We start from the raw sequence: 13,953 nt of genomic DNA on the forward strand, positions 1-13,953 counted from the left end.
CCCGTATCGATCATACTTAAAATTCAGGCAGGACTACCAAACCTTCGTAGACTTGAAGAATGGAGTCCTCCCCATGTTTTGTAATGAAGGTAATAAAACTCCCATTACCGCTGAAAATGTGATTGGAATACATTTATTGCGTCAGCCAAATTCCACTTTCTTAGCAGAGATGCAGCATTGTCATCGTCCCAGCTCGCACCAGGTATGACTGTGTTTTGCTTCCGATCATTGGCGCTCGCATTCTTTCATCTAATTTCTCAGACAACAGAGCAATAACATCCTCCCTAAGGAAGGACAGCAGAGAATTCAGAACAGTCAGGCAGCTGTCATTCAAGCCGTAGTCAGACTTTGCGATACCCAGATGCTCATACAATCCCCATTTCCTAATGCCCTCACCTGTCGGTTGAGACCAGGCACACTTCAGCATTCGTTTGCTCAACGCAGATGTGATACTCCCTAGAATTTGCATTTACTCTTGCCTTACTAAAGGCAAAAGAAATCAGCCCAGCAAATTGAACGCAACGACCCTTGACGCCGATTCTGAGAAATGCGATTCGTATCTTGCTACAGAAAAACGAAATAGCCTTCGCAGACTGATGTTTGTGGGGGCTTTTTCTTTTGCAACTTACTCTCCATGTTTGGGTCTTCTAACGTCTGATAATGGTTATGTAGACGATAAAGGTGCCCAGATATCCTTGTCCTTTGTTTTATATTGAAAGGAGTTAGTGCATGCACTAATGCCCTATCATAAGACACCTATCCAAACTCTAAATTAGGCTGTAAAAACGAAAGTCACACTAATAACGCGTCTGCGAAAAACTAGCTTTTCTGTTTGCAATCATTTTTCGCTACAAGATACGGAAATCTTTGAACAACAGCAGATTATGCTGAATGACTAGTACCCGACGTTCTAGCGGCGCTGTCGCAAAAAATTAATGGGTTAGAAGTAGTCTTATCTCTGGACACGCTTATGTTGCGAGTTGGGCAAACATTTCGAATGGCGAGCGATTGTCATATGCGAATTGCTTCTTGGGATCATCTGAGCCACTTCGATGCCTGCATTTGTTGCTGATGCGTGAAATGATTTTAAGGCTAATGTGTGTTTGGTAATCCTTTTAATGAAACGATGATCCTGCGAATGATTGGTGGAAGCACCACTTGGTTCCAGAGCCGTCAATATAGGTGATGGCGCCAACCAGAATGTCCCCTGGGCAAACAGGCAGATAGGCTCCATGAAAATAGCCACCTACATACGCCCAATTAGCAATTTGATAAGCAAGTGTACCATTGCCCCATTGAAGAACCGGTTGCATACCGCCGCCATCGGCAGCATTCCATATAAAGAATGTTTTGTTGACTTTGACCGTTGGCAACCAGAAACAACCCATGTGGTCTTGAAAGATTGAAGCCGACTGACGTCAGCTGAAGCATAATAAGCCGGATCGTGAACATCTAAGTGTTTCGCTGCTATTCCATGGCTTAAGAAATGCTCGCGACACGATCGCATAGCACCTTGAGTTTTATCAATCAGGAAGTCACCTATTGTGTCGCCATTAATGTAATAAATTGTTACCATCATACGTTATCAATCAGCAGATGGAGAAGATACAATAAGGGAAAAATAATGATAAATATAATATAAATTATACTGTAATATCATGCACTTTTAATTCGTAAATGTAATTTTAAATTTGGATGATAGTTTACTTTAACTCAGATGCAATCGGACTTTAACATGCACTGTTACTCTTACGGGGACTTCACGTCTGCGATTTCGCGTCGCATGTCTGTTGCGGTTTGGAGTAGCTCACTGTGATCGGATGAGGTGAGTAAATTGCATGGAAAGTGGTGAGGATTGTAAATGGGATTATATATGGATGTGAACCTTTGCAAGTGTCGTGCCGATTGAATGGGCTTCATGATGTGCCCTCACCTCTGGATTGGCTGATGCGGATTCTCAGCCGGAGTGTTCACCCCCCCCTATGCTGCGAGGGTGTTGAACTGGTGTTAGATGGAAAGGTTCGTCGTTGAAGTGAAGGCCCGGCGTTGGTGCATCGACACCCATTCGGGTTTCCTGTACTTACAGGGCAATCTTTACCAGTTGAATTTCCGTGTGTTGAATTACGCTCATGCTTTTCAAATACAAGGCTGCTCACTATTACCGGATACCGCGATAGAATTTCACGATTGAGAACTGGCCTGATTATTAAGCCGGTTTGGGTCAGCGTGGCAGCTTACTTTCTAGATCAGCGAAGCTGCGATTGCAGGATGTTTGGCTCCGCGACGTATGACAGGAGGTGGTCAGCCGCGCTGTTCTAATCTGGCGATTGAAACATCTTTGATGTGGGGGGGGGCATCAACCCTTACGTCAGACAGAAGGCTTGATGACGTCACTGCTACAGTTGATGGGCCTTGACCTCACTGTCCCTGATCATACTACATTGATCAGGCCCTGTGTCAGCTTGTCACTTTCGAATGCTTTGGTTCGTCACAAGACAGCCGAACCTGATGAACCCATTCACTTTCTTATCAATAGTACAGGATTGAAGATTTATCGTGCAGGCCAGTGGTTTGCATACAAACATGGCAGAAAATCCCTCAGAGAATGCCGCGAACTGCACCTTGCGATGGACGCTGATACGTCTGAAATCATCGCTGAAGTCCTGTCGATCAGAACAGCAGTGCCATCAGACAGCTTACAGATTTGCTTGAACATATTGACCTACCTATCGCCGTCTTCACAGACGATGGAGGTTACGATAGTGGTGAAACTTGTAGATCCCTTCGCCATCACAATATGGGTGTCACCATTATTCTTCCACCACGCGCACGGCAGTTACCAGAAAACATTTATGGTCCACTGGATCAGATTGACTAGCATGGCCACACAATCGCTGATCATGGCTGAATGAAGTCGCAGATCATGACCAACTATGGGAGACGTTCCAAAGTGGAAACGACAATCCGAAATCATACTCGGATGTCGTATTCCCAATCGAATGCTGGCATAGGCACGTCCGAATTCCGGCTGCGTGAAAGCTGAAGGCATGTAAACAAACATCAAATACCGGAATCTGCCAAGGCTTGCCGGATCTGTCGCAAAATTTCCCCAAAGAAACAGCCTCGTAGTTAACTAATATCCAGCCTTAAGTTGCATTGGTTGATCTAGTAGTAAATTATATTAGCCACCAAAAATTTGCGACAAAACTAGTGTGAGTGCTCCTAAATCATTATTTCTGATAACTGCTCATTCATCATATCATTAATAACCGCCGTCTTCAGAATCCGGCTTAGCGTATCACAGACATTCTGTACCTGCGCACGGTTGAAACGATCACTGCGATAAGTCACAATCAGCCTGATCTCGCGCTTATCACCCACATTTTCTTCCATAATTTCAAATTGCATGCCTAGCATGGCTTCATCTTTATCTGGATCGACCTGACGGTAGCGAATGGCGCCACCACGCCCGTCCGGCAAAGCACCGTTGAGCTTGTTTTGCGCATGAATTTGCACATAGACCTCAAAGAAACGATCCCGCCCCGGAACAATCCCTAAAGATTCTTCGATAATATCAATCGGAATATCCGTATAAGGCATGGAACCAACCACAATATCGCGGCAGGTTTCAATCAGTTCCGCCACGGTCATATCCGCATCAAACGGCACACGATGTGCGACCATAGTGGTAAAATAACCGACCGTGTCATAGAAATGCGCATCTGTACGCCCGTCTGCCGAGGTACCGATAACAAGATCGGAGAGATTGCCGATTTTATGCAGGCTCAACGCAATCATGGCGTAGATCACATTGAACAACGAAGCATTATTGGCGCGCGCCAGACTATACAGCCCTTCGGCAGTTTCCTGATCAATGGCGCAGTCCAGCCAGTCCACGTCACCGCTCTTTATTTCGGCATCGCTCGCTTCAGCAATTTGTGGCAGTTTCAGCCCATGCGTAGCCGTGCTCAGCATATTTTTCCAGTAATCAATATGGCGATGATCCAGCCCTTGTTCATATTGACGCCGGGCAAAGGCAGCCATTGACGGCGCAGCCTGCTCCCAGTGCGGTGCTTTGCCCTCAAGTCGCGCCTGGTAGGCTGTGCCAAGCTCATCCATCATCAGGTTCAGCGACCATTCATCGAGTGCAATATGATGGAATAGGAAAGACAGTATCTGCCGTCCGGTCTGCTCATCGCGCATGAAGCGCAGTCGTAATGGCAACTCCCGTGACAGATCAAACAAGTAGCCGACCTCCTCATGAAGCCTGACACCAATACTCTCGCGGCTGGTCCAGAACCACTGATAATTATCCAGATCCTCCGCGGGCACAACGCGCTGATACACACTGTCACCGGAACGGTAGAAATGGCTGCGCAAACCGGCATGGCGCACCAGAATATCCTCGAAGGCACGGGCAAAAATCTGCTCATCAACCTCATCAAGGAAATCCAATGCAAATGGCAGGTTGAAAACCGCACCATAATCAAACACTTCATAACCGCGCCACATCGACATTTGTGCAAAGGACAAAGGCACAAGTGTTTCTGAATGACCGGCACCGGCCTGATCCTGTACCTGTGCATCTGCCGGGCCGACCGGCACAATACGGGATGCAAGACTTTCAGCCGTAGAATATTTAAAGAAATCGTTGAACTGCACTTCCAGCCCATGCTCGGTCAACAAGCGGCCGATCACCCTTGTTGCCAGCATGGAATGACCTCCGCAGTCAAAAAAGTCATCACCGGCCTGTATATCCGGATCACCAAGCGCACGGCGAAACTCCGACAAGATAATATCCGTATATGAACTGCTTTCCTGTGCTGTCTCCGCCTGCCAAGCACTGCTTGGAGCAGCTGCCCACGCTTCGCCTTGCAGGGCAGCACTCAGCCGATCCAGCAAAAATTCACCAGCCATACCCAGCAGTTTCGACCCCGTGCGCAATGTCAGCAAAAGCCGCTGATCATCTTTACGGCTGATATCCAGCGCAATATCGGCGGTCACCTCATGGGATGGCAGCAGGAGCTTTTCCACCACCGGATAACCAGCCTGAAACGCCGTATCACTCTCACCGCTCAAAGAAAGATCAATTAAGGGCAGTGTCCTGTCGCCTCCCTGTCGCCTGCCCGCCGCTCCGCTCTTTTGCAAGACCTTACGAACCTGATCGGCCAGATGACCCGGAGAATCATGACGGGCAAACACAAAACTGCTCAGACTACCCGCATGATTAAGCCGCAGAACCAATCGCTCATGCGCACCGAAACGACTGATCAGCCGGGCAAATTGCTCGGCAATAAAACCACTGATCTGACTGGCATCCTGCAACACTGGTTTTTCTGAGCGCAGCGCATCTTGATGCAGCAATATCTGCCATGCCTGACCGACACCGGATTTAAACACCTCACCGGCGGTTGAAATCATACCCGCTTTTGTGCTGCGCTCCAACAATGGCAGCACAGCATCACCGCTCTGTGCAGACACAAAAACAGCTTTATATGTCTGTACCGGCAGAGATGGCTTTTCCCCGCGGCTCACTGCCGCAATCTTTTGCAGCAAAATACCGGCATCAATATTTTCGTCCAGAATATGATGAAGAATAAAGGCAATCTGCTTTTGCCCGCCTGCATTGGTCAGCAGCACCTGATAGGGTGCCTGATCCTCAAGATCGAACGGTGCTGCCTGCCGCACCAGCAACAGCTCGCTCACATGCTGCGCCGAGAGCAGCTGAATATTTTCCACACAAGGTACAGCATTATGTGCACGCGCCTTAACCAGTTCGAAATCATCATTAAACTGAAAGCGCATATTCAAGGCAGGCTCACTCTGCACCACGCGGCGCACAGCCCGTTCCAGCTGCGCCATATCCGCATCATCCGCCAGCCGCCACGCTGAAATCCGATTCAGCACCTGATGGGGTTGTTGCTGTTGCACCAACCAAATCTGCTGCTCATAATCAGACACGGTCGGTGCCGCCCGCTCTTCATCAGAATAATCCGCAGCACCTGAGAACGGATCAATCCCGCCATTAATATGGGACAGGCTCGTGTCTTTTTCCATCTGACCACCCTTATGAAAGACCGGCTAAAGGATGCTGACCGGCTTTAAGATATGCTACGGATTTTGCCTTCCGCGCCTCATTGCATTTGCGTAAAATTCTGAAATTCAAAGCGCAATATGCACGGATTAACACCACATTACGGTGGTGCATAAATTTAATATGACAATTTTCATCAGGTTTTATTAGGCAAGTCAAGTCCAGAAAATATAGACGTTGCTTAAATGCCAGATTAGCGGATTCCGCCTTGGCACAAAACAGACACTGCGCTCGCCGGCAGTACATATTTCTTGCAGGAATGGTAGAGCAAGCGGCGGTTCTTCAACCGCCATTTGCTGTGATCAGCCCGGTATTTCCGGCTTTCAGTTGGTTGCGTGCCAGCTTTGCGTCTGCTGCTGGATCTGCCACATTTTGGCAAAACGACCACCGGATTTCAGCAACTCCGGCTGCGTGCCCTGCTCGGCAAGCTGACCGTCCTCAATCACCAGAATATGGTCTGCCGCAGCGATAGTTGAAAGCCGGTGCGCAATCACAATCACCGTGCGTTCGCGCACCAGCGCATCAATTGCCGCCTGCACCGCCACCTCACTTTCCGTATCGAGGGCAGCGGTCGGCTCGTCCAGAATAACAATCGGTGCATCTTTGAGCATAGCGCGAGCAATGCTGATACGCTGACGCTCGCCGCCGGATAAACGTCCGCCGAGATCACCGATGCGGGTCTGATAGCCTTCCGGCAATCGGCTGATAAAGTCATGGCAATGCGCCGCCCGTGCGGCGGATTCCACCTCTTCATCCGTGGCGGAGGGCCTGGCCATACGGATATTGTTCATCACCGTGTCGTCGAACAGATACACATCCTGAAATACCACGGAAACCAGACTATTGAGCACATCCGGCGCAATGGAGCGAATATCCTTACCCCCTATCCGCACCACACCTTGCTGCGGATCGGCATGGCGCAGGATCAGCCGCGTTATTGTAGTTTTGCCTGAGCCCGAAGGTCCGACCAGTGCCGTCAGGCTGCGTTCCGTCAGAGTGGCACTTATGGTTTTGAGCGCCGCCTTTTCCGGCGCTCTGGCATAATGGAAACTCACATTATCAAAGCTCACATCAAAGGCTTCTGGCTTTTCCTCCGGCACTTGCTGCGGCAGCGGTTTAATCTCCAGCAGAATCTGGATTTTCTGCAATGCAGCTTCCATCAGATCAATAATTAGCGTCATCAGAATAACACTGCTCAAGGGCTCACTGAAGCGCACAATGATCACCACCACAGCAGCCAGAACTGCGACTTCGAGTGAACCCTGAAAGACCAGAACAGCGCCGATGAGCACCACCAGTAAGAGCCCCAGCTCCATAACCGATGCAATCATCAGATTGGGTTTTGCGCCTTTGCGCTGGCCAATCGCCTGTATTTTTTCCAGATGGTCGATACTGTGTTGCAGACGCACGGATTTTTTACCAGCACAACCGGCGGCACGCAGCACAGCCAGCCCTTGCGTATATTCCAGCATTTCAGCACTGGCTTGTGCATTAGCTTCGGCAAGCGCGCGCATACCACGCCCGAAAGCAGGCCGTCTCCAGCGATAAAATGGCAGCAATACAGGAAAGATCAGCAGCAAGAGCAGTCCGATGCGCCAATCAATAAACAGTGTCACCACAGCCACTGTCAAAGGCGTAATCACTGCATTGGCGATCAGATTGGCAATGGTCAGCACATAGGTCAGGTTTTCATCCACATTACCAAGCAGCGTGGCATTGATTTCACCAGAATGTTTATCCTGCAACTCTTCCAGCGGAATACGACGCAATTGCTGCCCGAGTTCCGTGCGCAATTCATGGGTGTTGAGCACCATATCACCGGCATAGTCGAAATTCTGCGCCATCCAGCGCACGACAGTGCTGGCAATCATAAAAGCAGTCATCAGACCTGCCCATGGAAGAGCTGTCGCCCACTGACCATCATGCATAATTGCACGAAACACTGGAATGATACATACCAGCGCCAGACCTTGAAGAACAGCCGCAAGACCGAGACCGATCATACTTGCACGCAGGCGCGGTGCACGATGACGGGCTGTCAGCATTAATTGCCGCCATGTATCCTTAAGCGGCGTAATTTTGGGTGTTATCCTGCTCATTTGCGGTCTCCCATCAGAGCCCAGCCCTGGGCTTTTTCATAATGCCCCCACAAACGGGCATAGACAGCGCCATTGGCAACCAGCTGATCATGACGGCCTTTTTCACTCAAACGCCCATGATCAAAGACCAGTATCTGATCAGCATCGCGGATGGTTGAAAGCCGGTGCGCAATCATCAATACCGTCTTGCCGCGCATCAGATGCGACAGCGCTGCCAGCAATGCCGCCTCATTTTCCGGGTCAGCAAAAGCCGTTGCCTCATCAAGGACAAGGATCGGACGGTTTTGCAAAATCGCACGGGCAATCGTAATCCGCTGGCGTTGTCCGCCAGAGAGAAACACACCACGCTCCCCTGTCAGCGTGTTATAACCGGAAGGCAGTTCCATGATGAATTCGTGCGCCTGCGCGGCTTTTGCCGCAGCGATCACATCCTCATCGGTGGCATCAGGCAGGCCTAAACGAATATTGGCCGCAATCGTATCGGCAAACAGAAAAGTATCCTGAAACACAAAAGCAACCTGCTGCATCAGCACATCGGTTCTGATCTTACGGATATCCGCACCGCCAACAAAAATTGTTCCTTCACTCACATCCCAGAAACGCGGTATCAGCCGCGCGACTGTAGTTTTACCCGCACCAGACGGTCCGACAAGTGCAGTGATTGTGCCCGGCGCAGCCGTGAAACTGATATCCTGAAGGACCATTGCTCCATCAGCTGTATAGCGAAAACCGACTTGCTCAAAGCGCACGCTGGCATCAACGGGAATTTGCGCCGCATCAGCATCTGCTTCCGGCAGAGCCGGCTGGCTCATCACCTCATTAATACGGTGAACACTAATTTCTGTGCGGGCAATGAGATGTTTCAACGACATCAGCGGTAGCAGAGATTCCGCCATGCCGGTGCATATCAACAGCACAGCCACCCATGTGGAAACAGCCAGTGCGTCATGCGTTACCAGCCAGCCGCCAAGCCAGACCATCACCGCTACTGTTGGCATGGGATTGAGAATAACCTGAGAAAAACGGGCAGGAAAACCGGCCATGCGATACCAGTTCAGCACAATATCCAGATAGACCTGCAAAGCACGCTGATAGCGCCCGAAAGTCGCCGTGCCGCTGTCGAAAGTACGTACCACCGGCATTGCTTGCACATATTCAACCACCGAGACACTGACCTGCTCACGGGCAAGGTTAAATTCATGCATTACCTCGCCGCTATTACGCATGGTGCGGGCAATGATCCCCAGCCCCACAACCAGCACAGCCGTGGCAGCGAGCGCCAGCCGCCAGTCGAGAATAAACAGCGCGATAAATGTCAGCACGGGCGATACATAGGCGCGGGCATAAAGGGGTGTACTGTCGGCAACAAAAGCATGCAGGTTTTTCACATCATCCATCATCACCTTGGCAAGCCCGGCCGCACCATTTTGCTGCACATAACCGAGCGGCACCTGTGCAAGATGATCGGACAAGTCTTTACGCAGCACGGTTTCCAGCCGGAAAGCTGCATAATGCGATTGATTGAAAGCCAGCAATCGCAACACATAGGCTAAAGCGGTAAAAACGGCAGCAGCGGCAAGCGGCTGCCACGGAAAAGCCTGCCGACTGCCCAGCAGCAAATGCACCTCCCATGCCAGCGCAATAAGGGCAAGTACTGTGGCCAGCGATGCCAGTGCAGATAAAACCATGGCATAATAGATTTTACCGCGCACAGGATTCATGATCTGCCATATACTTGGCACAGCTTGTGTTTTTTGAGGATCACTCATACCGCTTTTCCAACCTTGACATTTGGATAAGATGCTTGAAAAAAGTGCTGATTAGCAGCGTTTATTTCGCTTTTTGCCATGCATCGAGCGCATCCAGCGTGTGTTTAGCGCTGGCAAAGCTCGGAGTGAAAACTTTGGAAGAATCCAAGTAGAGAACGCGCCCTTCTTTGGCCGGCTGTACAAATTGCTCCCAGCCCGGCACCACTTTTTCAACGGCTTTTTTGATCGTTGCCTCATCATGCTCGGTCTGTGCCCAGCTACTGATAATCACCAGCAAATCGGGATTGAGCGTACCGAAGCGCTCAGGACTGAGCTTCATCATCAAAGTCGGCTGGGCATTGGCCGCAGCACTTTCATCGACAGTGAATTTCTTGAACCCGGCATCTTCCAGCGCCTGTGTGGCACCGGAACCGCTGCCGATGACGCTCAGCTGATCAGCCACCAGAATGAGCAGATAGGTCTTGCCTTTATGAGAATCTGCAGCCAGCGCTTTTGTTTCTCCTACCCGTTTCTGATAATCCGCCAACAGAGTTTCAAAAGTATTTTCGCGACCAGTTATGCGCGCCAGCTCTTGCTCGATAGCAAAATTGCTCAGGTCACCGCTGGCAAATTTCTGCAGATAAACCGGTGCAATACCGGAAAGCTGACCAACTTTATCAAGGTCAAATTCAGTACCGACAATCACGTCAGGTTTTAGTGCTGTCAGCCGTTCCAGATCAATCTGACCGTTCAGACCAAAGCCTTTCGGTTTTGTTCTTCCTTTGCCAAGCACGGAGTCGATAAAATCCGCGCCGAACTGGTAAGAACCGTCATCATTGCGTCCGAGGCTGGCAACCGGATCCAGCCCAAGCTCAATCAGCGGCACTGTGGCCACAGGCTCATTCAGTACCACAATCCGTTTCGGCTCCAGCGGCAGACTAACTTCGCGGCCCGTGGCATCGGTCAGCGTGCGACTGTCTGCCATTGCAAGACTGCTCATGCCCAGAAGAAGTACCATTGTCAAAACTCTGATCACTGGAAGTTCCTTTCATTGCTGCCGTTTCCGGTAAAAAGACCGGAGGCGTAAAATTGCGAGAAACAGAGGCACGCCGATCAGGACAAAGCTCAGGCCGAGCGGAAGAGAAACCCTGCCCCCGAATGACAGACGTGTTAGAATATCGGCAGCAATCACCAAATTGCCGCCCATGAGTGCTGCGAGAAACAAACGCGCCCTGCCTGTAGCGCCAGTGAGAAAACCGGTAAGTTGCGGCGCGAGGACGCCAAGAAAAGACAACGGCCCTACGGCTGTAACCGATGAAGCGCTGAGCAGAACAGCAAAAAACAAAATCACCGGTCGAGAGAAATGCACAGGCTCTCCCAGTGCCATGGCAAGATGATTGCCCAGCTCATAGCAATTCAGCGCTGCGCCAAAAATCATGATACCGATAAGGCTTAAAGCCATTAATGGCAGGAAAAACACGATCGTTTCCCAATTCGCCTGAAACAGCGAGCCTGCCATCCAGCTTGCCAGATTATAGGAGAGCTCTGCAGGCAAATAGAGCAACAGGAATGAATCCACCGATGCGAGAACGGTGCCCACAGCAATCCCCATCAGTAGGATTGCCAGCCCGTCAACATGGCCGCGGCCAACCAGCAACAGCAACACACAGGTGACCGCGAGACCGCCGCCGAGTGCGGCCAGCACTACATAGGCTTTGGGCACGGCAGGCGCAAACGCGAGAAGAATAAGGATCATCGTCATGGAACCGGCACTGATGCCGAATAATCCCGGCTCGGCCAGCGGATTGCGCGCAACCGATTGCAGAACTGCGCCGGCCAGTGCCGCACTCCATCCGGCCAGAAAACCCAGAATGATATGTGGCAGCCGTACGGTGAGAATGGCATAATTCTGATCATGATCTTCGGCCCGCCCGAAAATCACCGGCAGAATATCTGTCAGGCCAACATGAATATCACCGACACTAAGCGACAGTATGATCAGCGCCAGCATGATAAGAAACAGCGCCACACCAGCCAGCAAATCACGCTGCCGCAGTGCCAGTCCATTGTGCAGGCGAATGATTTTGCGTCCGTCTATTCCCACATCCCGGATCATGAGAGCCTCGCAGCCGATACGGACAGGTAATAGCGCCGTATCACCCAGATAAAGGCGAGACCGCCCAGCAGATCCATGATCACGCCGGTATGCACCACATAAGGCAGAAAGGCGATGCGCGCACCAATATCGGCTATCAGGGTAATAACCGCGCCGGTCATCGCGCAGGCAGGCAGCGCATAGATGAAATGCTGGCCGGTAAAGGGGCGCACAATATGCGGCACAACAAGACCGACAAAGCCAATCGGCCCGCAAATGGCAACCGCAGAACTTGCACCGATAATAGCACAAACCAGCCCGATACGAGACACAACTAGCGCATTCACACCGGCCGAACGCGCTTTATCCTCTCCGAGTAGGATTAGCGTTAAAGGACGCGCCAATGCCAGCAGCACCATTAAAACTGCAATACCGATCCAGCCATAGCTATATAGTCTCTCACTATAGGCATGATTGATATTGCCGGTCAGCCAGGGCAGATAATCCATGCGCAAGGTCGGATGTCCGAGCAGCACCGCATTACTGATACCGGAAAACAACATGGCAATCAGCGTACCGGATAAAATCAGCATCAGACCACGCGGCGCGTCGCTGCCCCCTGCCAGACGCGAAACTGTGAGGCACGCTGCAAAACCGGTGAACCCGCCCAGCAATGCAGCAAGCCCTTGCTGCTCAAGTGTAAGCTTGAAATAGATTGCACCGACAACCACAAACATCGTGGCACCAGCATTGACACCCATTGTGGAAGAACTTGCCAGCGGGTTGCGGATCAATCCCTGAAAGACCAGCCCGCTGCAGGCCATCACCGCCCCGACATAGAGAGCAATCAGGCTGCGCGGCAATCGCTGATGCACAATAACCGCCTCTTCATAATTTGCCGGCGCATCCTGTTTCAATGCAGCGAATATTTCCTGCGGCGCGGCATATTTATCTCCCGTTGCCAGTGCCGCATAAAAACTCAGCAACAAAGCAACCAAGGAGAGAAGCAGAAACAGGTGCCGCCGCATCATCGCACCTGCCCGTCATCTTCAACCGGGAAAGGCTGGCAGATCATACGGCCTTTGCGGGTAAACACATCCGCCGAAATGTCAAAAACCATCTCAATATTGGCGGCATTAATCACGTCTTCAACACAGCCTGCCGCCCTTATCTGTCCGTCTTTGAGCATCACCACATCATCGGCAAACGTTGCGGTGAGATTGATGTCATGGAGTACCACCAGAACCGTCTTGCCATATTGCTGCGAGAGTTTGCGCACCAGATCCAGCACTGCATATTGATATTTGACATCCAGATGATTGACCGGCTCATCCATCAGAATGATGTCGGTATTCTGCGCCAGCACCATGGCTACCCATGCGCGTTGCCGCTGCCCGCCGGACAGCGAACTGACAGGACGGGACGCCTCAGCAGACAGGCCGACGATCTCAAGAACATCACGATATAATCTGCGGTCTTCATCCGATGGCCCGCCCAGCAGCGAGCGAAGCGCATAGCCACCCATCTCAACCAATTCACCCAGCGTCACGTAATCAGGACAATGCGCTTCCTGCGGCAGATAGGATAAACGGCGCGCCAGTGCCCGTCTGCCAATGTCACTGACAGACTCGTCATTCAGCAAAATCCTGCCGTCTGAAACTGGCACAAAACCCATGATCGCTTTCAGTAACGTGGATTTACCGCAGCCATTAGGTCCTGCAAGCGCAGTCACGCGCCCCGCTGCAAACTGCACCGAAAGATCAGTCAGGACCGGTCTACCGCCATATCCGGCAGAAATATTGTGAATGCTGAGAACCAAATTAGCCTCCGGCATTATCGCCAACGGAGAAATTTTTATATAAATTCCAAACTGCCACATTTGATAGTTCACATATCAAACAGACAATCGTGACAAGC

General features: G+C 50.9%; 8 protein-coding genes and 2 pseudogenes. 1 reads left to right on the top strand and 9 read right to left on the bottom strand.

Annotation, left to right across the window (positions count from 1 at the left end):
• Nucleotides 1-968: 968 nt before the first annotated feature.
• A pseudogene (locus H5024_RS19535) lies at nucleotides 969-1,135 on the bottom strand (IS6 family transposase); the annotation flags it as partial.
• Nucleotides 1,116-1,373 (bottom strand): hypothetical protein, encoded by a 258-nt coding sequence (locus tag H5024_RS19540; RefSeq protein WP_187549156.1) that lies wholly within the window; start codon nucleotides 1,371-1,373, stop codon nucleotides 1,116-1,118. The pseudogene H5024_RS19535 and the gene H5024_RS19540, both read right to left, overlap by 20 nt.
• A 996-nt stretch (nucleotides 1,374-2,369) precedes the next feature.
• Here H5024_RS19540 and H5024_RS19545 point away from each other — a divergent pair.
• Nucleotides 2,370-2,912: pseudogene (locus H5024_RS19545) on the top strand (transposase); the annotation flags it as partial.
• 310 nt (nucleotides 2,913-3,222) lie between these two features.
• Here the strand turns inward: H5024_RS19545 and H5024_RS19550 are convergent.
• The 7 genes from H5024_RS19550 to H5024_RS19580 all read right to left on the bottom strand — a co-directional run bounded on the left by H5024_RS19550 (nucleotide 3,223) and on the right by H5024_RS19580 (nucleotide 13,870).
• Nucleotides 3,223-6,057 carry a condensation domain-containing protein gene (locus tag H5024_RS19550; protein ID WP_187548875.1) on the bottom strand — a complete coding sequence of 945 codons (2,835 nt, stop codon included), beginning with the start codon at nucleotides 6,055-6,057 and terminating at the stop codon, nucleotides 3,223-3,225.
• Between the two features lie 360 nt (nucleotides 6,058-6,417).
• The gene (locus H5024_RS19555) at nucleotides 6,418-8,193 is read right to left on the bottom strand and encodes an ABC transporter ATP-binding protein (RefSeq protein WP_187548876.1); all 1,776 of its coding nucleotides are present in this window, start codon (nucleotides 8,191-8,193) and stop codon (nucleotides 6,418-6,420) included.
• On the bottom strand, nucleotides 8,190-9,962 hold the full coding sequence (locus H5024_RS19560; RefSeq protein WP_187548877.1) for an ABC transporter ATP-binding protein: 1,773 nt from the start codon (nucleotides 9,960-9,962) through the stop codon (nucleotides 8,190-8,192). Before H5024_RS19560 ends, H5024_RS19555 begins: the two co-directional genes overlap by 4 nt.
• A gap of 61 nt (nucleotides 9,963-10,023) precedes the next feature.
• Nucleotides 10,024-10,959 carry an ABC transporter substrate-binding protein gene (locus tag H5024_RS19565; protein ID WP_187548878.1) on the bottom strand — a complete coding sequence of 312 codons (936 nt, stop codon included), beginning with the start codon at nucleotides 10,957-10,959 and terminating at the stop codon, nucleotides 10,024-10,026.
• A gap of 30 nt (nucleotides 10,960-10,989) precedes the next feature.
• On the bottom strand, nucleotides 10,990-12,057 hold the full coding sequence (locus H5024_RS19570) for an iron ABC transporter permease (RefSeq protein WP_187548879.1): 1,068 nt from the start codon (nucleotides 12,055-12,057) through the stop codon (nucleotides 10,990-10,992).
• Nucleotides 12,054-13,067, bottom strand: coding sequence for an iron ABC transporter permease (locus tag H5024_RS19575; protein WP_247875398.1), 1,014 nt, complete (start codon nucleotides 13,065-13,067; stop codon nucleotides 12,054-12,056). The genes H5024_RS19570 and H5024_RS19575 overlap by 4 nt, the downstream gene beginning before the upstream one ends.
• Entirely contained in the window at nucleotides 13,064-13,870 is an 807-nt protein-coding gene (locus H5024_RS19580; protein WP_187548880.1) for an ABC transporter ATP-binding protein, read from the bottom strand. Before H5024_RS19580 ends, H5024_RS19575 begins: the two co-directional genes overlap by 4 nt.
• Nucleotides 13,871-13,953: the final 83 nt, after the last annotated feature.

Source organism: Ochrobactrum sp. Marseille-Q0166, from assembly GCF_014397025.1.
GTDB lineage: Bacteria > Pseudomonadota > Alphaproteobacteria > Rhizobiales > Rhizobiaceae > Brucella.